The 22,714-nt window shown below is 68.9% G+C and carries 9 protein-coding genes; 3 read left to right on the top strand and 6 right to left on the bottom strand.

Annotated features, from left to right (window positions below; all coding sequences use genetic code 11):
- Positions 1 to 234: 234 nt before the first annotated feature.
- Together glnK and H4O13_17445 are read right to left on the bottom strand one after the other, a co-directional pair.
- Positions 235 to 573 carry a P-II family nitrogen regulator gene (gene glnK, locus H4O13_17450; protein ID MBE5317183.1) on the bottom strand — a complete coding sequence of 113 codons (339 nt, stop codon included), beginning with the start codon at positions 571 to 573 and terminating at the stop codon, positions 235 to 237.
- A gap of 391 nt (positions 574 to 964) precedes the next feature.
- Complete coding sequence (locus H4O13_17445; protein MBE5317182.1) at positions 965 to 10,315, bottom strand: Ig-like domain repeat protein; 9,351 nt, start codon at positions 10,313 to 10,315, stop codon at positions 965 to 967.
- Between the two features lie 706 nt (positions 10,316 to 11,021).
- On the opposite strand from H4O13_17445, the gene H4O13_17440 reads away from it, so the two are divergent.
- The 3 genes from H4O13_17440 to H4O13_17430 all read left to right on the top strand — a co-directional run bounded on the left by H4O13_17440 (position 11,022) and on the right by H4O13_17430 (position 17,170).
- On the top strand, positions 11,022 to 11,720 hold the full coding sequence (locus H4O13_17440; GenBank protein ID MBE5317181.1) for an alpha/beta fold hydrolase: 699 nt from the start codon (positions 11,022 to 11,024) through the stop codon (positions 11,718 to 11,720).
- Positions 11,721 to 11,930: 210 nt separating this feature from the next.
- Positions 11,931 to 14,402 (top strand): HAMP domain-containing protein, encoded by a 2,472-nt coding sequence (locus H4O13_17435; protein MBE5317180.1) that lies wholly within the window; start codon positions 11,931 to 11,933, stop codon positions 14,400 to 14,402.
- A 182-nt stretch (positions 14,403 to 14,584) separates the two neighbouring features.
- Entirely contained in the window at positions 14,585 to 17,170 is a 2,586-nt protein-coding gene (locus tag H4O13_17430) for a PAS domain-containing protein (protein ID MBE5317179.1), read from the top strand.
- A gap of 684 nt (positions 17,171 to 17,854) precedes the next feature.
- Here the strand turns inward: H4O13_17430 and H4O13_17425 are convergent.
- From H4O13_17425 to H4O13_17410, 4 genes are all read right to left on the bottom strand, one after another.
- On the bottom strand, positions 17,855 to 19,225 hold the full coding sequence (locus H4O13_17425; GenBank protein ID MBE5317178.1) for a pyridoxal-phosphate dependent enzyme: 1,371 nt from the start codon (positions 19,223 to 19,225) through the stop codon (positions 17,855 to 17,857).
- Between the two features lie 404 nt (positions 19,226 to 19,629).
- Positions 19,630 to 20,856, bottom strand: coding sequence for an MFS transporter (locus H4O13_17420; GenBank protein ID MBE5317177.1), 1,227 nt, complete (start codon positions 20,854 to 20,856; stop codon positions 19,630 to 19,632).
- A 78-nt stretch (positions 20,857 to 20,934) separates the two neighbouring features.
- Complete coding sequence (arsS, locus tag H4O13_17415) at positions 20,935 to 21,894, bottom strand: arsenosugar biosynthesis radical SAM protein ArsS (GenBank protein ID MBE5317176.1); 960 nt, start codon at positions 21,892 to 21,894, stop codon at positions 20,935 to 20,937.
- The gene (locus H4O13_17410; protein MBE5317175.1) at positions 21,887 to 22,702 is read right to left on the bottom strand and encodes a sterol desaturase family protein; all 816 of its coding nucleotides are present in this window, start codon (positions 22,700 to 22,702) and stop codon (positions 21,887 to 21,889) included. The genes arsS and H4O13_17410 overlap by 8 nt, the downstream gene beginning before the upstream one ends.
- Positions 22,703 to 22,714: the final 12 nt, after the last annotated feature.

Genomic DNA, 22,714 nt, shown 5'->3' with positions numbered 1-22,714 from the left:
CCCAACGCCCGCCAAAGCCACTGCCCGAATTCCGAACGCTCCGGAGACTGGCTTGCCAGCGCGGCACCACACGCATTTCCGCAAGGGCGCGAGCATCGGTGGGTCAAAACCGACCCTATGCAAGTCGCTTCGACTCCCGACTCCCTTCCCGGCCCTCGCGCGCAGCGCTCGGGCGTTCGCCGGCGCGCGCGGCAGTGCCGCGCAAGCGCGCCGGCTCACCCCCAATCCCGTCTCTCAGAGCGCGTCCGGGCCGACTTCGCCGGTGCGGATGCGGATGACCTGGTCGAGGGTGTGCACAAAGATCTTGCCGTCGCCGATCTTGCCGGTGTTGGCGGCATTGCGGATGGCGTCCACCACCTGATCCACGCGGTCGGCGGCGACCGCCACCTCGATCCGCACCTTGGGCAGGAAGTCGACCACGTACTCGGCGCCGCGGTACAGCTCGGTGTGGCCCTTCTGCCGGCCGAATCCCTTGACCTCAGTGACTGTCACTCCGGTCACGCCCACTTCGGACAGCGCCTCGCGCACGTCGTCGAGCTTGAAGGGCTTGATGATGGCGGTGACCATTTTCATGGGTGAGGCTCCGGGCTGGGAAAGGCCGCGCAAGGATACGGGATCGGCCCGTCCCCGGTTGGCCGACGCACCGCTCCGGCGAGCCGCGCGCCCGGGGAAGGTCTGAACAACTCCGTCCGGGCCTTGTTCAGACATCGCGCGTCCGGCGCGGGTCCGCACGCGTTCGGCCGCTGTGCGGCGACGCCTTCGCTGCGCTCGGACACCGCAGATCAAGCACGGACGTGCCCGATCCGCGTGCGCGACATCCGTAGCGCGTCGGAAGCTCCGACGAATCAGAGCCTCCCTGGACGCTGCGGGCGGCGTGCGCCTCGGGCCGCCCTGCACAGGCGCCAAAACGAACGGGCCCGCTTGCGCGGGCCCGTCCGAGTGTCGCTACCGCGTGCGATGGGGCTTACATGCCCACCGCCAGTCGGGTCTGCAGCGCGCTGCCGGCCTTGCTGTAGTCAAGGCGCACGCTGTCGCCCGGCCACAGTTCCATCCAGCGGGTGCTGCTCCACAGGCCCTTGGCCTCGCGCTGGATCAGGCGGACTTCGACCAGACCGTTGATCTCGCGAGCCTGCACGCGCAGTTCGCTGCCGTCGATCTGGTACACGCCCACGTCCCGCGCTTCGATCCCGTGCAGCTGCTGCTCGACGGCAGCGCCGTCGATCTGCAGCGTGCTCAGGCTGGCCTTGGCCTCGAAGCTGCCGAAGGCGCTGCCGCTGCCCTCGAAGCCATCACCGAACAGCGCGACCGTGAGGTCGAGCGTGCTGGTGTTGTTGGCTGCGTTGGTGTCGGTGATGCCCATCGGCGCCACCACGCTGGCGGTGTTCACCACCGTTGCGGCGTTCGGGTTCACCAGGGTTGCCGTGATGGTGAACACCGCGCCGCCTCCCACCGGCAGATTCACATTGGTGTTGATGCTGCCGCTGCCCGATGCCACCGAGCAGGTGCCGCCGGCCGTGCCGGTGCAGGTCCAGGTCGCACCCGTCACCGAGGTCGGCAGGTTGTCGATCACCGTCGCGCCGTTCGCCACGCCCGGGCCGGTGTTGCCGACATTGAGCGTCCACACCACGCCATTGGTGATGTAGCGGCCGGTCTTGACGATCGACAGATCCACCGTGGCCGGGTTGACGGTGACCACCACCGTGCCGGTCTGCGGCAGGTAGTTGCCATCGCCCGCCTTGGTCGCCGTGACCGTGCACGAGCCCTGGGCGACCGCCGTCAGCGTGCTGCCGGAGACCGTGCAGCTGGCGCCACCGGCCGTGACCGCGTAGGTCACCGCACCGGTGCCGCTGCCGCCCGTGGTCGACAGCGCGCTGGTCTGGCCAGCGATCACCGGGTTCGGCGTCGCGGTGACGACCAGTGCCGCCTGGGTGCCCGGGTTGATCACCACGATCTGGGTGACCTGCGGCGCCGCCAGGTAGTTGGCGTTGCCGGCCTGGTTCCCCGTGACCACGCAGTTGCCCGCGGTGAGCACGGTGATCGCACCGCTGCTGGCGTTGACCGAGCAGACCGTCGGCGAGCTGGTGCCGAAGCTCACCGGCAGACCGCTGCTGGCCGTCGCCGACACCGTGCCGGAGGCGCCGCCAAAGGTCAGCGGGCCCGGGTTGGCGCCGAAGGTGATGGTCTGCGGCGCCTGGTTGACGGTCACCGTGACCGTGCCGGTCTGCGGCTCGTAGTTCGCATCACCGGCCTTGGTGGCCGTGACCACGCAGGTGCCCACGCCCGTGCCGGTCAGCGTGCTGCCGCTGATCGTGCAGGTGCCCGTGCCGCCGGTCACCGCGAAGGTGATCTCGGTGCCGGTGCCGCTGCCACCCGTGGCCGCCAGCGTGCTGGTGCCCTGGAAGACGATCGTCTGCGGCGTCGCGGTTGCGCTCAACGCGGCCTGCTGGGCCTTGTTGATGACCACGGTCTGGGTCACTTCCGGTGCGGCCAGGTAGTTGGCGTTGCCGGCCTGGTTGGCGGCCACGACGCAGTTGCCCGCGCCGAGGATGGTGATGGCACCGGTGCCGCTGTCCACCGAGCAGATGCCCGCGCTGGCCGTGCTGAAGCTGACCGGCAGGCCGCTGCTGGCCGTCGCCGAGACGCTGCCCGAGGTGCCGGCAAAGGTCAGCGGGCCCGGGTTGGCGCCGAAGGTGATGGTCTGCGGCGCCTGGGCAACAGTCACCGTGACGGTGCCGGTCTGATCCAGGTAGTTGTCGCCACCCGACTTGGTCGCAGTCACCACGCAGGTGCCCACGCCCGTGCCGGTCAGGGTGCTACCGGCGATGCTGCAGGTGCCGGTGCCGCCGGTGACGGCGAAGCTCACCGCACCGGTGCCCGTGCCGCCCGTGGCCGCCAGCGTGCTGGTGCCCTGGAACACGATGCTGTCCGGCGTCGCGGTGACCACCAGCGCGGCCTGCGGCGCGCGGCTGACGGTGACTTCCACGGTGGCCGAGGTCGGCTCGTAGTTGACATCGCCCGCCTTCGTCGCGGTGACCGTACAGGTGCCCACGCCGGTGCCCGTCAGGGTGCTGCCGCTGACCGAGCAGACGCTGCCGCCGGTGGTCACAGCGAAGCTCACCGCACCCGTGCCCGTACCGCCCGTGGTCGCCAGCGTGCTGGTGCCGCCGAACTGGATGGCGCTGGGCGTCGCGCTGGCGATCAGCGCCGCCTGCGTGCCGCGGTCGACGCTGTGCGCGAAGGCCGCCGAGGTGCTGGTGGCATGCACCGAGTCGCCGCCGTAGACCGCGGTCACGGTGCGCGCACCGGCCGTGTTGAAGGTCAACGCACAGCTGCCGGCGGCCACGCTCGCCGAGCAGGTTTCACCCGTGCTGGCGGTCAGGGCCACCGTGCCGGTCGGCGTGGTGTCGGACGGGCTGGTGGCCACCGCATAGCTGAAGCTCACGCTGGCTCCGAGCGCCGACGGGTTCACCGAGCTGCCGGTGATCGTCGTCGTGGTGGCCTTGGCGGTGATCGCGTAGTTGCGGTTCTCGAAGCTCTGCAGGTAGTTCGTGGTCTGCGCGTACTCGGCGCGGTACACGTAGTTGCCCACCGGCAGACCCGCAGGCACGTTGAACACCGCCACGCCCGCGCCACTCAGCGACACCTCACCGATCGACTCGCCATCGCGCAGGAACACGATAGTGCCCGGCGGGACACCGCTGCCCGGCGCCACTGCGGTCACCGTCGCGGTCAGGGTGAAGCCCTGGCCGAAGGGCGAGCTGGTGGCCGGAGCAATGGTCAGCAGGGTGTTGGTGTTGGAGCGCAGCACGTTCAGCGTCTGCGAAGCCGCTGTGCTCGACGAGCCGTCGTTGGCATCACCCGCATAGGCCGCCGAGACGGTGTAGCCGTCCAGCAGCGCCGGGCCGGTGGTGACCAGCCCGCTCAGGCTGCACGAACCGGTCGCAGCTGCCGCCGTACAGGTCACGGTCGAACCCGGACGGCTGGCCGTCACGGTCACCAGGCCTTCGTTCGGTGCCACGCCACCGCTCACCGTGAAGCCGACGCTCACCACCTGGCCGAAGCGAGCCTCCGCCAGGTTGGAACCGCTCAGAGTGATGGTCGTGCCGGTCAGCACCACCTGGGTGACCGTGTTGCTGGTCGCCGTCAGGTTGTTCAGATCGCCGTTGTAGACCGCGGTGATCGGGTGGCTGCCCTGCGGCAGCGCCGTGGTGACGCACTGGGCGGTGAGGCCCGAGAGCGGCACCGCGATGCAGCCGGCGATGTTCACGCCGTTGTTGCGGAACGTGACCGTACCGGTCGGGCTGAAGCCAGCGCTGACCGTCGCCGTGAAGGTCACCGAATCGCCCGGGCTGGTCGGCGAGCCGCTGCCGACCAGGCTGATGCTCGGCTGGGCCTGCTCGATGATGACCGACTGGGTGACTTCGGGCGCGGCGTTGTAGAACGGGTTGCCGGCCTGGTTGGCGGTCAGCACGCAGGTACCCGCGGTGAACAAGGTCAGGCCACCGTTGCTGGAGTTGACGTCGCAGATGGTGGTGCTGCCCGCGGCCACACCGTAGGACACGGTCAGACCACTGCTGGCGCTGGCCTGCACATTGGCCACCGGACCGCCGACGGTCAGCGGGCCGGGCGCCGGCGTGACGAAGGTCAGGGTCTGGTTGGCCTTGTCGACCGTGATCACCACCACGTCCGTTGACGGCTCGTAGTTGGCGTCGCCCGCCTTGGTCGCGGTGACGTCACAGGTGCCGATGCCGGTGCCGGTGATGGTGCTGCCGCTCAGGCTGCAGACGTTGGTGCCGCTGACCACGCTTTCCGCCGAGATCGCATAGCTCACCGCACCGCTGCCGTTGCCGCCGGTGGTGCTCAGTGCGCTGGTGCCGTTGAAGGCGATCGTCGAAGGATCGGCATCGACCGTGAAGCCCGCCTGCTGCGCCTTGATGGTGCTCACGTCGACCGTATCCGACACCGGCAGGTAGTTGTCGTCGCCCGCCATCGTCGCGGTCACCGTGCAGGTGCCATCGGCAGCGCTCGCGGTCAGGGTGCTGCCGCTGACCGAGCAGAAGCTCGGGCCGGCCGTCACCGCATACGTCACGGTGCCGCCGGTGGTGCCGCCGGTGACGCTCAGCGCACTGGTTTCCAGATAGGCGACCGTTGTCGGCGCTGCCGCCGCCGTCAGCGCGGCCTGCTCGGCCTTGGCGACGGTGATGTTCAGCGTGACCTGCGGAGCCGCTTCGTAGTCGTCGTTGCCCGCCTGATCAGCGGCCACGGTGCAGGTGCCCGCCAGCAGCGGCGTGACCTGATTGGTGGCAACCGAGCAGATCGTTGGCGTCAGCGAGCTGAACACCACTGGATTGCCCGAGTCGCCGCCGGTGGCCGACAGCGTCGCCGGCGTGCCCAGATAGACCAGGCTGGTCGGTGCCGCCGCGAAGCCGGTGATGGCCTGCGGTGCCTTGGCGATCGTGATGGTGTACTCGCGGCTGCCGGAGTACGGCGCACCGACGCGATCCGGACCGGCCACCGAGCTGTCGGTCGCGGTGATCGTGAAGGTGTAGGTGCCGGCAGTGGTCGGAATGCCCGAGAACGCGCCTGTGACGGCGTTCAGCGTCACGCCCGGCACCGTATCGCCGGTGAACGAGTAGGTGTACGGCAGGTTGGCCGAGCCATCGCTGGTGGCATTGAAGCTGACGAAATAGTTCTCGTCCACCGTGCCGTCGATCGCGTCGCCCTCGATCTCGATGGCGATGTAAACGAAGTCGCGGATCTCATCGTCCGCCGGGTTGTAGCTCGAATTGCCGGCCTGGCTCGCAACGACCTCGCAGACGCCCGGCGCCACGTAGCTCACTGTATTGCCGGAAACCGTACAGACGGTGGGCGTACCCGAGGCGAAGCTCACCGGCAGACCGCTGTCCGAGGTGGCGCTCACCGTGAACGGCGCTGAGCCTGCCGGACGGATGGGCAGCGAGTTGAAGGTGATGAACTGGTCGATCGGCGTGATCACCACGTCCGCGCTGGCCGTCGCCGCCAGATAGTTCTGCGACTGCGCGACACTGGCGCTGACTTCGCAGGTGCCACCGGCGACGATGCTGATCGAGATCGAGCTGCCTGCGGTGCTGGTGCCACCGCCGGTGCACACGCTCGCCGGACCGACGCTGATCGTCACCGGCTGGCCGCTCGCGGCCGCGGTGAAGTCGGCAAGGGCCACGGCCGAGACGTTGAAGCTTCCGCTCGGGGCGAAGGGCAGCGAGGCCGGGGCGGTGATCTCGATGGTCTGGCTGTCGCGATTGACCAGGTGGTCGTAGCCGAAATCATTGGCGCCGGCGAAGTTCGGGTTGGTGATCGTCGCCGCGACGAAGCGCCAGCCGTTGGGCAGCTGGACGTTGCGCGTCAGGTTAGCGATCTGTGCCGTTGACACGCCGGGGGTCGCCGTCGGAGTCAGCGTCACCACGCCGATGGCATTGCTCTCGCCATCGAAGAAGTTGACGTCACCGGTCGGGTAGCCCTCGGCCGGTGCCACTGCCGTCACCGTCGCGATCAGCGTGAACGGCTGGCCGAACACGCTCGGCGCCGGGCTGCTGCTCAGCACCAGCTGCGTGCTCGCCTGCTGGATGTTGATGCTGGCGGCACCCGCACCGGTGCTGGACGCGGCTTCGTTGCTGCCCACGCTCGGCGCGAACGCGGCGCTGAAGCTCCACGCTCCGGCCTGCTCCAGGCCATTGCCGTCGCTCACGCGGAAGGTGCAGGCACCTTCGCCGTTCAGCGCATTCACCGTGATCGCGCCGCAGGTCTCGGTGATTGCACCGGGGCCGGTGGCGGTCACGGTCACGCTGCCGTCGATGTTGCCGGCACCGCCGCCCACATCGAAACTCACGGTGACGCGCTCACCCACCAAGGCGTTCGCTGCCGGGCTGGTGCCGCTGGTGAAGCTGCTGACGCGGGTGATCGCCAGCGTGGTGTCGCGCGGCGTGGTCTGGAACGGGGTCGAGTCCGATGCGCCGGCGAAGTGGGTGTTGCCGGCGTAGACGAAGTGCAGGGTGCGCGTGGTCACGTCGTTGAACGTGATCTGGCAGCTGCCCGTGGTGTCACCCGCAGTGCCGGTGAGCACGATCGGGCTGGTGCAGAGATCGCCGCCGGCGCAGTCCGCGCTGCTGCAGATACGGGCCGTGCCGTCAGGAATCGTGGCCGGCGCGAAGAAGTCGCCGCCGTCGTTCGACACCGTGACGTTGAAGGTCGCCGGCAGTCCCGCCTGCACCGGATCCACCGCCGCACCGATGCTCACGAAGGTGTCACGGCGAGCGACATTGGCCAGCACGCTGTCGGACGAGGCCGCGTCGTTGACGCTGGCGTTGTCCGGCACGAACTCCAGCTGCAGGGTGTATTCGCCAAAAGCCTGGAAGCTGCTGGCCGGCGCCGTGCAGTCACCCTCGCCCGTGACGCGGTTGAAGGTGCAGGCCACGGGCGCAGTGAAGACCACCGGCGCACCAAAGCCCACGCTGACCCGCACGTCACCGTCGCAGTCGCCGACGCAGCCGTCGATGCTGAAGGGGAAGCTGATCTGATCGCCAACCTGCGGCGCGAACGGAGTCACCGCACCGATATTCGGCGTGGTCAAGGCCGAGGTGACGTCGTGCGTGGTGGTCACGGTGTCGCCGGCGAAGTTGCTGCTGCTCGGCACGAACACCGCGGTCACCACCTGGTTGTCGCCGAACAGGGTGAACGCGCGCGTGCAGTCGCCGGTGAAGGGCGAGGCCTGCGTGCTCAGATTGAGCGTGCAGCCGCTGCTCGCAACGCCGCCATTGGTCAGCCCGCTGGCGGTGATGTTGATCTGGCCATCGAGCGGGCCGCTGCCGTTGGTGCGGGTCAGCTCGACCGCGAGGGTGACGTCCTGGCCGGCCGCCGAACTGGTCGGCGAGGTGCTCACGGTCAGCTCGGTCGTCGCCGCCTGGATCGTGACCGCGCCGGTGGCGTTGGCCGCGAGATCCTGGGTGTCGCCGGCGTAGTCGCCGGACAGCGTGTAGCTGCCAATGTCCTGGCCGCCGGCGAAGGTGCAGACGCCGGTGTTGTTGGCCGGCGCACTGTTGCTCACGCAGGTGGCAGTGGCAGCCGTGGGGCCGGCGGCCGACAGGCTGACCGCGCCCTCGAAGCTGCCGGCGCCACCGGTCAGGCTGTAGTTGACCGCGTAGCTGTCGCCGAAGTACGGCGACGAGGCCGGCGGCGTCAGGCTCAGAGTGACCGGCAGACCCAGCACCGTGACAGCCTGATTGCTGCTGCTGGCAGCGAAGTTGGCGCTTTCGACGTAGCTGAAGACCAGCGTCGCCCCGCCCTTGGTGCTGAAGCTCAGGTCGCAGCTGCCCGCACCGGCCGAGAGCGTGATGTCGCAGCCGGTGGTCGATGCCGCGTCACCGCCGGTGCCGCGCACCTGCACGGTGCCGCCCGGCGTACCGTCGCCCGGGGCGACTGCCGCAACCGACGCGCTCACCGTCACGGTCTCGTTGACCTGGATGTCGGGCCCCACAGCCGGGGCGATCGAGGTGACGGTGACCGCCGTGCTGGCGCGATTCACGGTGTGCTGGCGGCTGCCATTGCTGCCGATGAAATCGGTGTTGTCGAGAATCGCGACGTTGTAGGTGTAGGGCGAGCCCGCCACCGCCGGATCGGTGCTGATCGTGGTGCTGGCCGTGCTCGGCGCACCGCCGGTGCCAGGAACGATCGGCACTTCGACGATGGTGACGTTGCCGGGCTGGCGCACGAAGCGCGCCGTGCCGGTGACCGGGTTGGCGCCCGGAGCGGTGGCGCTGAAGGTCGCGTCCAGCACGATGTCCTGGCCAAACACGCTGGGGCTGTTGCTGGTCAGCGTGCTGGTGGTGTTGCTGCGGGTGACGTCAAACGCAAACGGGCTGGACTGTGAGGCCAGCAGACGCGGCGTCTGCGCCAGCGATGCCACCAGGCGGGCCACGCTGTCGCTCGGCTTCAGGCCGCTCAGGCTGCAGCTGCCCGCGCCTGCCGTGGTGGCCGCGCTGCAGCTGCCCACCACCGTGCCGCCGGAGGTCTGCGCTTCGACGGTCACCGTGCCGCCGTTGGCGACCCCGGTGGCATCCGAGCTGCTCACGGTGAAGCTGACGGAGAAGGACTCATTGGTGCGCGCACGCGTGCCGCTGTTGAGCGAGGCCGTGGTGCCGGTGATGGCCGTGGTGCTGGCCGCGCGCTGCGGCGACACCGAGGCCGAAGCAGCGGAGGCCGGGCTGTCGCCAGCGCTGTTGGTGGCGACCACGGTGAAGGTGTAGCTGAGATCGTTCGAGAGACCATTCACGGTGCAGGTCGTGGCCGGCGCTGTCGCCGTGCAGCTGCCCGAGGGCGTGCCGGTCACGGTGTAGCCGCTGATCGCGGCACCGCCATCATTCCCGGGCGCCGTCCAGCTCACAGCAGCCGACTGGTTGCCGGCGGTGGCGGTGGCGGCGGTGGGGGCATCGGGCGGGCTGATCGCGGGCGGCGTGGCCGTCGCGCTCGCCGGGCTGTAGGCGCCAGACCCCGTTGCATTGATGGCCCTGACGCGGAACACATAGTTCGTTCCACCGGTCAGCGGGCTCGCCACGCAGGACAGCGCGGTGGAAGACTCCGTCGTCGCCGGCGCGCAGGCGCCCACGGAATCGGACCACGACCCGCCTGAATTCGTCGACTGCTGAACGGTGTAGCCGGTGATCGCAGAGCCGCCGTCGGCAGGCGCCGTCCACGCCACCGTCACTTGAGCGGTCGCCGGCGCCACCGAGGGCGCCGCGGGCGGCGCGGGCGTGCCCGGCAGCGAGTTGCCGCAGTTGCTGATGCCAAGCAAAGGCCCGACCCAGGTGGAATGGCCACCGCTGGGGTAGTCGTGAACGACGATGAACCAGTTGCAGGCACTGTTGTATCGGCTGTCGAGCGTGAAGGTGGTGGAGTCACCCGTCTGGCTCTGGATGTTCGGGCCAATGCAGGTGCCGCTCGCCCCGTTGGCCCTGGGCAGCAGGCTCTGGTCTGGGCAGGCCCAGAGGTCAAAGTCACCGCCACCCAGCGACCCGGGGACGTTGGCAGTCACAGTCACCGACTCGCCGATCTGCAGCGAGCCGCCGTTGTCGTCCGTCAGGGTCATCGTGATGCCGGGCGAACCCTTGGGCGCGGCGACCTTGGGCCGTGCCTCGGCTTGTTCGCGCCACGGGTTGTCCGTGGCAAGGGCGAATCCGGAGATCAGCAGCGCCAGCGCGCCGGCTGAAGCCGAAGAGGCCAGCCTCCTGCCCCAGCTCCGTGCCGGCGGTAGCCCGCGCAGCGATGTGGGATGTGTGTCAGTCATGGTGAAGTCTCTTTCTTGTGGGGAGATGAAAGAACTACAGGCACCGACTGCGGTGCCCCGTCTGCTACGGGCACCGCCTAGCCGGCTGGATGACCCATCCCACGCCTGCGCGTGGCGTCAAACAGCCCGAAGGCCGTGGTGCTGCGGGCGCGAGCCGAGCGCTGCCGCGCTCGCGCCATGACCCGGGGTGCAAAGCCCGGGGGTGAACCGCGGCCAGCCTTGGGCTGAGCGCGGGAACCGCGGACGCCCCGGCGAGGCCGAGGGCGCGAAGGAGGGCGAAACGTTCGTCCGCCGCGCACGCGACCTTCAGGGCGCTCGCGTGCGTCGTTCGCTCGGAACGCAGCAGCGCCAGAAAGTCGGCGCGGCGCGCAGAGCGCCAGAACATTGCCGCTGCCGCCCACAGGGCGAACAGAAGACGGCTCAGGTTTATCAATGATTTAGGCATGTCTCCTCCGCGTTGACGCCGGGCGCGACCGGGAACCGGCGGCGCTGCGGGGGGAGTTGTGCAAAGCGGGTGCCACGCAGGCGGTGCGGTCGGACCTGCCCTCGCGATCGCGCCCGCAGCCGTAAGGGCCGCAGCAGGCGCGAACGCATCGGGCCTCGGCCTTTGGTACGAGTGCGCCCACTGCCCCGCCCGGCGCAACATCGGGTCAGGCGCGAGACGGCCGCCCACGGCCGCCCGCCATCACCCTGGGGAGGGAACAGCATGAAGACTCTGATCCGCGCGGCCACCCTGGCCGTGTTCGCCCTGTGCGCGCTGCCGGCCGCCGCACAGACCTGTCGCGATGCCGTGGTGCTGGTCCACGGCAATACCGGCTCGCCCAATGACTGGGCCAGCACCGTCAGCGAACTCAAGCGACGCGGCTACGTCGATGCGCAGATCCATCGCCCGAACTGGGGCAGCGCGAGCTGCGCCGCCTGCAACGACCACAGCGGCAGCGAAGAAGCCCCGGTGCTCACGGCCTTCGTCAACGCCATCGCCGGCTCCTGTACGGGCAAGGTCGACGTGATCACCCACTCGATGGGCGGCACGCTGGCCGGCCGGATCATTCAGCAGAACGGCCTGCGACCCTATGTGCAGAGCTTCGTTGGCATCGCCGGGGCCTTTCGCGGCCTGTGGACCTGCGGCAGCTACCCCTTCAACGTGCCCACCAGCACCTGCGGCACCTGGGGACTGTCGGTGGGCAGCCCCTTCCTCACCGGCTTGAACGGCGCGCGCTTCGGCGAGCGCGTGCATTCGATCAAGTCCTATGCCGACCAGATCGTCTGCGGCACCGGCGTGTGCACGGTGGGCGGCGCGCACTCCAGCGCGATCTGGGGCGAGAACAGCAGCACCACCTACGCCTACGGGCACTTCGGCCTGCTGAGCTTTACCGCGGTGAGGCAGGTGGACCTGATCCAGTAGCGCAACGCGGGTGCGGTCCAGCGTGCGTGGAGCGGGGGGCGCACGTCCGGCACGTCGTCTGACGCTCTCGCGCTGGATCCAGCGCTCGCGTGCTGGCGCCGCGCGCACGCTGCCCCAAGCGCGCGCGCTGCCGTCGTCGGCAGCCGCGCTGGATCACTACCGGCACGGCAGTTGCAGCCTGGTTTCTGGATACCAACGAGGGCTGCACCCATGCCGAGTTTCCGTCGTTGGAGCGTGGCCGCGAAGGCTGCGCTCTTGATCGGGGTCTTGACCGTCGTCGGGTTTGTCGTCACCGGCCTGCTGATCTACCAGCGCGCCGCCGAGGTCGCCCGCACCACGGCCCTGCAGAACCTGCATTCCACCGCGCGTGCCGAGTCGCAGCGGGTGTCGGCGCTGTTCAACGAAGCGCCGATGGTGACCCGGGCCATGGCCTCGGTACTCGACGACGCCTCGCGGCGCGGCGCGGCCAACCGCGCCGAAGCCGACGCCCAGCTGAAGGCCGCCTTGGCACCGCACCGGCAGTTCATCGGCATCGCCACGCTGTGGGAGCCGAACGCCTTCGACGGTCGCGACGCGGAGTACGCAAGCGCCGATGCCATGCACGACGCCAGCGGCCGCTACGTCCCCTACTGGTACCACACGCCGCGCGGCATCGAAGGCGCGGTGTCCGCGGGCTACGAGGACCCGGTCAACGGGGCCTACTACCAGGTGCCGAAAGCGGCGCGGGCCGAGATCATGCTCGAGCCCTACGTGTATCCGGTCGATGGCCAAGATGTGCTGATGACCACCTTCGTCACCCCGGTGCTGCGAGATGGCGCCTTCGTCGGCCAGGTCTCGGTCGACTTCCGCTTGAGCGAGCTGCAGCAGAGTCTGGGCGAAGCCCGCGTGGGCGAAGCCGGTGGGCTTCGGCTGCTGAGCCCGGAAGGCAACGTGTTGGCTGATCGCGAAGCCTCGATGCTGGGCAAGCCCTACGCCTCGGACTATGCCGCGGCGCTTCGCGAAGCGATGGCGGCCGGCCGCGCATTCGAGGTCGGCGCGGATGTCTCTGGCGCGACCGTGAAGGTGTACTACCCCATCCAGATCGGCGCCTTCGCCGGGCGCTACGCGCTCGGCGCCGAGCTGCCCACCACCGAGCTTCTGGCCGGCGCACGCGCCATCGGCGTCACCGTGTTCTGGGTGGCACTGCTGATGTCGGCGGTGGTGATCCTGGCCACGGTGATGCTGCTGCGGCGTCTGGTGGGCAGCCCGCTGGCAGCGGCGGTCGCTGCGGTCGAGCAGCTGGCCGCAGGACGCTTCGACACCCGCATCGATGCATCGCGCGAGGACGAGATCGGACGCCTCAACGGCGCCCTGCTGCAGATGCGCGGCGCCCTGCAGGGCTTCATGAGCGAACAGACCGAGATGAGCCGACTGCACGCCGCGGGCGAACTCAGTCATCGCATGCATGCCGATCGCTACCCCGGCGCGTTCGGCGCGATGGCGATTGGCGTCAACAGCCTGGCCGAGGAGCACATCGCCACCAGCCAGAAGATCGTCAGCGTGGTGCAGAGCTACTCGCGCGGTGATCTCACGCCGCGCATGCCGGAGCTGCCGGGCGAGAAGCGACGCATCACCGAAGCGGTCGAGGGCGTGCGCGAAAAGCTGCTGGCCATCCGCGATGAGATCCTGCGTCTGTCGCGCGGTGCTGCCGCCGGCGAGTTCAGCCTGCGCGGCGATGCGCAGCGCTTCGAGTTCGCCTTCCGCGAGATGGTGGATGCGCTGAACCAGCTGATGGCCAATGCCGATGACGGCCTCGACCGCACCTGTCGGGTGCTGGTCGCGGTGGCGGAGGGCGACCTCTCCCGCAGAATCGAAGGCCAATCGCAGGGACGCTTCGCCGAACTGCAGGACGCCACCAATGCCACCGTGCAGCGACTGCGCGAAATCGTCGGCGAGATCCAGGGCGCGGTTGGCGCGATCAACTCCGCGGCCAGCGAGATCGCCGCGGGCAATGCCGATCTGTCGGCGCGCACCGAGCAGCAGGCCGCGTCTCTTGAAGAGACCGCAGCGAGCATGGAGGAACTCACCTCCACCGTGCGCGGCAATGCCGAGAACGCGCGCTCCGCCAACCAGCTCGCCATCGGCGCCGGCGATGTCGCCGAGCGCGGTGGCCAGGTCGTGCGTCAGGTGGTCGACACCATGGGCCAGATCAACGCGCAGTCGCGCAAGATCGAAGACATCATCGGCGTCATCGACGGCATCGCTTTCCAGACCAATATCCTCGCCTTGAACGCCGCGGTCGAAGCCGCGCGCGCCGGCGAGCAGGGCCGCGGCTTCGCGGTGGTCGCGGGCGAAGTGCGCACGCTGGCGCAGCGCTCGGCCGCGGCTGCCCGCGAGATCAAGGGCCTCATCTCCGAGACCGTGCAGAAGGTCGGCTCGGGCAGCCAGCTGGTCGACTCCGCCGGCGCCACCATGGCCGAGATCGTTGCCTCGGTGAAGCGCGTCACCGACATGATGGGCGAGATCAGTGCGGCCTCGGCCCAACAGACCGCCGGCATCGAGCAGGTGAGCAACACCGTCACCCACATGGACGAAACCACCCAGCAGAACGCCGCGCTGGTCGAAGAAGCCACCGCCGCCGCACGAGCGATGGAAGATCAGGCCGCGCGGCTGGCGGAGAACGTGGCGAGGTTCAGGCTCTAGCGGCTGGGAAGGACGAGCTGGGGGCCACGCCAATCAGTTCCGGGTCACGCCGGAGTGCGCGCGTCTGTTTCGATCCGCCAGCACCCCACACGGCGCGCCGCAGGGCGGGGGTTTCAGTTTTTGCGCAGCACTGGCACAGCGGTTGCAAATTCGCGTCTAGTTCGTCTACGAGGACTGCACGCATGTCGAGTTTCCGTCGCTGGAGCGTGGCCGCTAAGGCCGCGCTGGTGGTGGGTCTGCTCACCGTGATCGGGTTTGCCATCGCTGCCCTGCTGATCTATCAACGCGCCGCCGAAGTGGCGCGCGAGGCCACCCTGCTTGAACTGCGCGCCGTCGCGCGCGCAGAAGCCACCGCGGTAGGCGAACTGCTGGGAGAAGCCGCACTGCTGAATCGCTCGCTTGCGCAGCAGCTGCTGGAAGAATCTCAGAGAGAAACTCCCGATCGAGAGCGCGCTAACGCCCTGGTCCGCAGCGCGCTCGCCCCGCACCCTCAGTTCGTGGGCATGGCCACCGGCTGGGAGCCGAACGCCTTCGATCAGCGCGACGCCGAATTTGTCGACACAGCGCTGCACGACTCCAGCGGCCGTTACGTGCCCTACTTCTTCCATACGCCGAGCGGCGTCGAAGGCACCGTGCTGGAGAAGTACGACGTGCCCGGCGACGGTGACTACTACCTGCTGGCCAAAGCCAGCGGCCGCGAGGAAATGCTCGAACCCTACGTGTACCCGGTCGACGGCAAGGACGTGCTGATGACCACGTATGCGGTGCCGATCCGGCGCGACGGTCAGTTCGTGGGCGTGGTCTGCGCAGACATCGCGCTGGACTCGCTGCAGCAGCGGCTGCAGGCGGTGCGGATCGGCCAGACCGGACGCGTGCGCCTGCTGTCCGCGAAGGGCACCGTGCTGGTGGATGCCGACACCGCAGCCATCGGCAAGCCCTTCGCTTCGAGCTATGCCGCGGATCTGCTCTCGCGCATCCAGGCAGATGAGACCATTGAGATCGCCGACGACAACAGCACTCAGGTCTATGTTCCGATCCAAGTTGGCGAAGCCTCAGGTCGCTTCGTGCTCGGCGTCGAGCTGCCGATGGAAGAGCTGCTGGCCGGTGCGCGCCGCGTTGGCACCACCGTGTTCTGGGTGGCGCTGGTGATGTCTATCGTGGTGGTCGCCGCCACCGTCTTGCTGTTGCGCCGCTTGGTCGGCGCGCCGCTGGCAGGTTCCGTCGCCTCGATCGAGCAGCTGGCGGGCGGCAACTTCGATGCGCGCATCGATGTGAGCCGCGAAGATGAACTCGGCCGGCTCAATCGCTCGATGTCGCGGATGGCGGGCGAGATCAAGGGACGCATCGAGCGGGATCAGGCCATCGCCCGCGTGAATCTTCGGGTGCGCCTCGCGCTCGATCAAGCCAGCGTGGGCGTGATGATCGCCGACAACGATCACACCATCGTCTTCGCCAATCCTCGCGTCACGCGAATGCTCAGCGATCAGGCCGGCGAAATCCGCAAGCAGATTCCTGAGTTTGACCCCAAGGACATTGTTGGCAAGAGCATCCATCGCTTCCACGGCAACCAAGTCCAGCGGGTGCGTGCTCGGCTGGACAGCATCCGCGACCAGCACCAGACGCGCATTCAGCTGGGCGCAGCGATCTTCGAACTGTTTGTCAATCCGGTGAACGACGAGCAGGGCAATCGGATCGGTTTTGTTGTCGAGTGGCACGACCGCACTGTGGATGTCCGCTTCGAGCATGAGATCGCCGAAGTGGTTCAGGCCGCGGCACGCGGCATCCTCACCGAGCGCATGGGTACCGAGGGCCGGACGGGCTTTTATGCGCTTGTCTCCACCAGCCTGAACGCGCTGTTGGATCAGGTGGAGTCCAGCATTCGCGAGATTCGGCGCGTCCTGTCTGGACTGGCACACGGCGACCTGTCGAACCGCATCAGCGTCGACATGGTCGGCGTGTTCGGCGACATCAAGAACGATGCCAACGCAACGGTGGACAGCCTGCGCGAGATCGTCGGCGAGATCCAGGGCGCGGTCAGGGCGATCAACTCAGCCGCTGGCGAGATCGCCTCAGGCAATGCCGATCTCTCATCGCGCACCGAACAGCAGGCGGCGTCTCTTGAAGAGACGGCAGCGAGCATGGAAGAGCTGACCTCCACCGTTCGCCAGAATGCCGAGAATGCGCGCAGCGCGAATCAGCTGTCGATCGGTGCGGCCGATGTCGCCGAACGCGGCGGCCACGTGGTGAGTCAGGTCGTCACCACCATGGGCGAGATCAATGCGCAGTCGCGCAAGATCGAAGACATCATCGGCGTCATCGACGGCATCGCCTTCCAGACCAATATCCTCGCCTTGAACGCCGCGGTCGAAGCCGCGCGCGCCGGCGAGCAGGGCCGCGGCTTCGCGGTGGTCGCAGGCGAAGTCCGCACGCTGGCGCAGCGCTCGGCCGCGGCTGCCCGCGAGATCAAGGGCCTCATCTCCGAGACCGTGCAGAAGGTCGGCTCGGGCAGCCAGCTGGTCGACTCGGCCGGTGCGACCATGGCCGAGATCGTCGCTTCGGTGAAGCGCGTCACCGACATCATGGGCGAGATCAGCGCGGCCTCAGCCGAACAGACGGCCGGCATCGAGCAGGTGAGCAACACCGTTACCCACATGGACGAAACCACCCAGCAGAACGCCGCGCTGGTCGAAGAAGCCACCGCCGCCGCCCGCGCCATGGAAGAACAGGCCGCGCGGCTGGCGGAGAACGTGGCGAGGTTCAGGCTTTGAGAGCTGGGATTGGGGATTGGGGATTTGCAAAAGCGGGGCGCGGCGAGGTCGATACAGGCGCATCACTTGAACGCCTGAGGGGCCGCGGTGAGGTTTAGGCCGCAGGGTCCGGGATTCGGGATTCGCAGATTCGGCTTCTGGCGTTTGCGTCGCTGGGTCTCGGCGCCGGCGGCGTCAGCAATCGAACCCGAGCGGGGGGCCCGTCTCCGCCGCAGGGCGGGTCCGAAACGCCCGATGTAGCGAGGTGCCCAGCTATAGCGAATCCCAAATCCCGAATCCTCGCCCGGCCCGGCCCTCGCGCACAGCGCTGGGGCGTTCGGCGGCCCGCGCGGCAGTGCCGCGCAAGCGGGCCGCCTGCCTCCAGCCCGGCCCTCGCGCACAGCGCTCGGGCGTTCGGCGACCCGCGCGGCAGTGCCGCGCAAGCGGGCCGCCTGCCTCCAGCCCGGCCCTCGCGCACAGCGCTCGGGCGTTCGGCGACCCGCGCGGCAGTGCCGCGCAAGCGGGCCGCCTGCCTCCGGCCCGGCCCTCGCGCGCAGCGCTCGGGCGTTCGGCGACCCGCGCGGCAGTGCCGCGCAAGCGGGCCGCCTGCCTCCGGGCCGGCCCTCGCGCGCAGCGCTCGGGCGTTCGGCGACCCGCGCGGCAGTGCCGCGCAAGCGGGCCGCCTCACCCCCAATCCCCGCTCGATCAAGCCACCCTGCGCCGCAGGTAGTTCAGCAGATCGATGCGGGTGATCAGGCCGAGAAAACGATCGCCGTCCATGACGATGGCGACGTGACCGCGCTGGAACACCGGCAGCAGGGTTTCGACCGGCGCGCGCACGTCGAGCTTGTCGAGGGTGGTGATCATCGCGGTCGACACCGGGTCGCGGAAGCGCGCTTCGTCGGAGTGCACGTGCAGCAGCACGTCGCTTTCGTCGACGATGCCGACCAGGCGCTCGTCTTCCATCACCGGCAGCTGGCTGACGTCGTAGAGCTTCATGCGCTGGTAGGCCACGGTGAGCGCATCCTTCGGGCCGATGACGACCGTGTCGCGCTGCGCGTACGGGCGCAGGATCAGGTCGCGCAGGTCGCCGTGCTGCGGGCGCTCCAAGAAGCCGTTGTCCAGCATCCAGTAGTCGTTGTACATCTTCGACAGGTACTTGTTGCCGGTGTCGCAGACGAACATCACCACGCGCTTGGGCGTGGTCTGCTCGCGGCAGTAGCGCAGCGCCGCGGCCAGGATCGTGCCGGTGGACGAGCCGCCGAGAATGCCCTCTTTGGCGAGCAGCTCGCGGCCAGCGTGGAAGCTGTCGCGGTCGCTGACCGCGTAGGCCTTCTTGACGTGGGTAAAGTCGGAGATCGGCGGCAGGAAATCCTCGCCGATGCCCTCGACCAGCCAGCTGCCCGACTTGGTGCTGAGCGTGCCCTCGTTGATGTACTGGGTGAGGATCGAACCCACCGGATCGGCCAGGATCAGCTCGACGTTTGGGGCCTCGCGCCTGAAAAAGCGCGACAGGCCGGTGACCGTGCCGGAGGAGCCGACGCCGAACACGATGGCGTCCATCTTCCCTTCCATCTGCGCCCAGATCTCGGGGCCGGTGCCCTCTTCGTGGGCGCGCGGGTTGTCGGGGTTGCCGAACTGGTTGATGAAGTAGGCGCCGGGGGTTTCGCGCGCGATCTGCTCGGCGAGGTCCTGGTAGTACTGCGGATGGCCCTTGGCCACATCCGAACGCGTCAGCACCACCTCGGCGCCCATGGCCTTCAGGTTGAAGATCTTCTCGCGGCTCATCTTGTCAGGCACGACCAGGACCAGCTTGTAGCCCTTCTGCTGGGCGACCAGCGCGAGACCAATGCCGGTGTTGCCGGCGGTGCCTTCGACCAGGGTGTCGCCAGGCTTGATCTTCCCGGCCTTCTCGGCGGCTTCGATCATGGTCAGGCCGATCCGGTCCTTGATCGAGCCGCCGGGGTTCATGGCCTCAAGCTTGAAGAACAGCTCGCAGCAGCCGGTGTCGAGGTTCTTGGCGCGCACGATCGGGGTGTTGCCGATCAGGTCGGTGACGCTGTCGAAAATGGGCATGGACGTGGGCCGGACGGCCGATCGGAAGTGGATGTGTTGCGCATGATAGGTGAAGCGCGCAGCGGCGATCCGCAGCGCGGACGTGTTGCGGGGCGTCGACGATGGACGCAGCGGTCGCGATCGGCCTCAGGCGCTGGGTCCGAGCGCTGGCTCGAGGCGACCCGGGCTCTCTCAGTCAAGGCGAGCTGGGGCTGCGCTGCGCGTGTCCCAAGCGACACGCCCGCCGCGCTGAGGTAGGTTGGGCCAAGCGCAGCGCGGCCCAACAGCAGGCGCGAATCAAGCGCAGAACAGCGGCCCCAGCCCCTGCAGAAAGATCTCGCTGCCGTAGCGCGCCCACAGCGCGCCGGCAGCCGCCATCACTGCGGCTGCGATCATCAGCAGCCAGCGTTTGAGGGCACGCGGGCTCATGCGGGCCGCCACGCGCGCTGCTCCCGGGTGGCGGCGCTGAGCGCCGCGGCGAGCAGGGCCAGGGCCACCGAGGTCCACCAGATCGCGTCGTAGCTGCCGGTGGCATCGAACAGCCGGCCTGCCCACCAGGCGCCGAAGAAGGCGCCGACCTGATGGCTCAGGAAGACGATGCCGTAGAGGGTCGAGAGCTGGCGCAGGCCGAACATGCTGACCACCGCCCCGCTGGTCAGCGGCACCGTGCCCAGCCAGAGGAAGCCGAACACGGCGGCGAACACCAGCGCCGAGACCGAGGTCAGCGGCAGCCACAGAAAGATCACCAGGGCCAGCCCGCGCGCGAAGTACAGGGCCGCCAGAAGACCTGTGCGCGAATGGCGCCCGCCCCACAGGCCGAACAGCCAGCTGCCGGCGATGTTGAACAGGCCGATCAGGGCCAGCGACCAGGCGCCGATGGCGGGGCTCAGGCCGCCGTCCACCAGATAGGCCGGCAGGTGCGTACCGACGAAGGCCACGTGGAAACCGCAGACGAAGAAGCCGCCGTTCAACAGCCAGTAGGGCGAGTGCCGAGAGGCGCAGCGCAGGGCTTCGCCGAGTTCCGGCCCTTCCACCACCGGCGCGATCGCGCCACGGCGCAGGCGCCCCGGCAGGCCGAAAGCCAACAGCGCGATGAAGGCGATCAGCGCGCTCAGGATCCACAGCGCGATGCGCCAGTCGAAAGCGCCGACCAGGCCTTGCGCCAGCGGCACCACGGCGAACTGGCCCAGCGATCCGCCGGCCGTGACCAGACCGAAGGCAAGACTGCGCTGCGCTTCGGGCACCACCCGGCCGACCGCCGACAGCACCACCACAAAGGTCGTCGCCGACAGCGCCATGCCGACCATGACGCCCAGCGCCAGGCCCAGGCTGTGCGCGCCGCTGGCGCTGGCGGCGAGGATCAGCCCGGCGATGTAGAGCAGGCTGCCGCCGATCAGCGTGGGCCGCGTGCCGAAGCGGTCGGACGCGGCGCCGACAAAGGGCTGGACCAGGCCGAACAGCAGGTTCTGCAGCGCGATCGCAAACCCGAAGGCCTCGCGGCTGATGCCAAGCTCGCTGCCGACCGGCTGCATCATCAGGCCGAAGCTCTGGCGCACCCCCATGCTGAGGGTGACGATGGCCGCCGCGCTGGCCACCGCGATCAGGGCGGTACGGGTCCAGACGGCGCTGTCGGTCGAGGCGGTCGAGTGCATCCGCGCATGCTACGCCCGCGACGGCGCATCGGGCCTCGCGACCTTGGGCGAAGTCGGGAAGGCCCTGAACCGAGGCGATCAGGCCAACGCGCCACCGCAGCTCGAGCCCTGCCCCGCGGTGCAGCCGTAGCAGTGGCCGGCCACCGCGATCTTGCGCGGCAAAGCGCCTTCCAGCAGATCGCGCAGATGCGGCTGGCCTGCGCCTGCGGACTCCGCCGGCAGGTCGAGCATCTGGTTGAAATCGCAGTCGTAGATGTAGCCGCGGTAGTCGACGCTGAGCAGGCTGCGGCACATCACCGCGGCCAGGTTCTCGTCGCGGTGCGCGCCGCGCAGGGTGTCGAGGTAGCTGTCGAACTGGCCCTTCGAGACGAGCATGCTGCCGAAGCGCTGGATCGGCATGTTGGCCAGGGCGTAGAGATGATTGAAGACGATGCCGAAGTTGTCGCCGAGCAGGCGCTTGTAGTCGGCTTCGAGCTTGTCCTGCGCCGGCGGCAGGAAGGCACCGCCGGGGTTGTAGACCAGCTGCAGCTCCAGCCCGCTGCCGGGCTGGCCGTAGCCCAGGGCGTTGAGCTTCTGCAGCGCGCGGATGCTCGACTCGAACACCCCCTTGCCGCGCTGCGCATCGACATTGGCCTGGCTGTAGCAGGGCAGGCTGGCGACGATCTCGACGCGGCGCGCGGCGAGGTAGTCGGCCACCCACTCGTAGCCGGGCTCCTCGATGATCGTCGGGTTGAGTCGATCCATCACCTGCAGGCCGCGTTCGACGGCGGCGTCCACCAGCCAGCGGAAGTGCGGGTTCATCTCCGGCGAGCCGCCGGTCAGGTCCAGCGCGTCGGCGCCAAAGCGCTCGGCCACGCGCAGTGCGAGCTGCATCGTGTCGAGGTCCATCAGCTCGGTGCGCCGCGGGCCGGCGTTCACATGGCAGTGCGTGCAGCTGATGTTGCAGAGGTAGCCAAGGTTGAGCTGCAGCGTCTTCAGCGCGGCGCGCTCGATGGCGGGGAAAGCAACCGCCTGCAGCAGGGGCCAGGTGTCACGCATGCGGTTCGTGCTCCGAAGAAGACTGCGGCCGGAAGGGCTGCAGCAGCAGGCTGTAAAGCGTCTGTTCGCGGGTCGAACGGAAGTACTCGAGGCCGATCGGCATGCTCGCCTCCGGCGCTCGCGGCTGCGCGCGGTAGCTGCCGAACAGGCGGTCCCACAGCGACAGATGGAAGCCGTAGTTGCTGTCGGTTTCGGGCTGCCAGGTCGAATGGTGGATGCGGTGCATGGACGGCGTCACCAGCAGCCAGCGCAGGCGGCGGTCCAGCGCGGGCGGCAGGGCGAAATCGGCATGGGTGAACAGCGCGCCCACCGACAGCAGCAGCTCGAACACCAGCACCGCCAGCGCCGGCGCGCCGAGGGCGGTGAGCACGGCCAGCTTGTAGACCAGCGACAGCGCCATCTCGAACGGGTGGAAGCGCAGCCCGGTGGTGACGTCGAAGCCGGTGTCACTGTGGTGCAGGCGATGCAGGCGCCACAGCAGCGGCACGACGTGCATCCACCGATGCTGCCAGTAGATCGCGAGATCGAACAGCACTACGGCCAGCAGGCAGTCGAGCCAGAACGGCAGGCCCAGCCGCGGCAGCAGGCCGACATGCTGCGATTCCAGCTGCAGGGCCAGGCCCACCGCGAGCACGGGAAAGGCCAGCCGCAGCAGCACGGTGTCGAGCGCGATCAGCAGCAGATTGGTGGCCTGCCGGCGCTGTCCGCGGCCGTCGCCGCGCAGGGGCCGCAGCCACTGCAGCACCAGCAGCAGGGCGAGAACGCCAGCAAAGGCAGCGAGCCGCAGAGGGCCCTCGTTCGCCACCAGCGCGTGCGCCCA

This window comes from Lysobacterales bacterium, assembly GCA_014946745.1.
Classification (GTDB): domain Bacteria; phylum Pseudomonadota; class Gammaproteobacteria; order Xanthomonadales; family Xanthomonadaceae; genus Aquimonas.
This window is presented reverse-complemented; position numbering and strand designations above follow the sequence as displayed.

Coding starts and splice junctions, on each gene's coding strand:
- H4O13_17420 (MBE5317177.1), bottom strand. CDS start 20,856: ATGCACTCGACCGCCTCGACCGACAGCGCCGTCTGGACCCGTACCGCC.
- H4O13_17435 (MBE5317180.1), top strand. CDS start 11,931: ATGCCGAGTTTCCGTCGTTGGAGCGTGGCCGCGAAGGCTGCGCTCTTG.
- H4O13_17425 (MBE5317178.1), bottom strand. CDS start 19,225: ATGCCCATTTTCGACAGCGTCACCGACCTGATCGGCAACACCCCGATC.
- H4O13_17445 (MBE5317182.1), bottom strand. CDS start 10,315: ATGACTGACACACATCCCACATCGCTGCGCGGGCTACCGCCGGCACGG.
- H4O13_17430 (MBE5317179.1), top strand. CDS start 14,585: ATGTCGAGTTTCCGTCGCTGGAGCGTGGCCGCTAAGGCCGCGCTGGTG.
- H4O13_17440 (MBE5317181.1), top strand. CDS start 11,022: ATGAAGACTCTGATCCGCGCGGCCACCCTGGCCGTGTTCGCCCTGTGC.
- glnK (MBE5317183.1), bottom strand. CDS start 573: ATGAAAATGGTCACCGCCATCATCAAGCCCTTCAAGCTCGACGACGTG.
- arsS (MBE5317176.1), bottom strand. CDS start 21,894: ATGCGTGACACCTGGCCCCTGCTGCAGGCGGTTGCTTTCCCCGCCATC.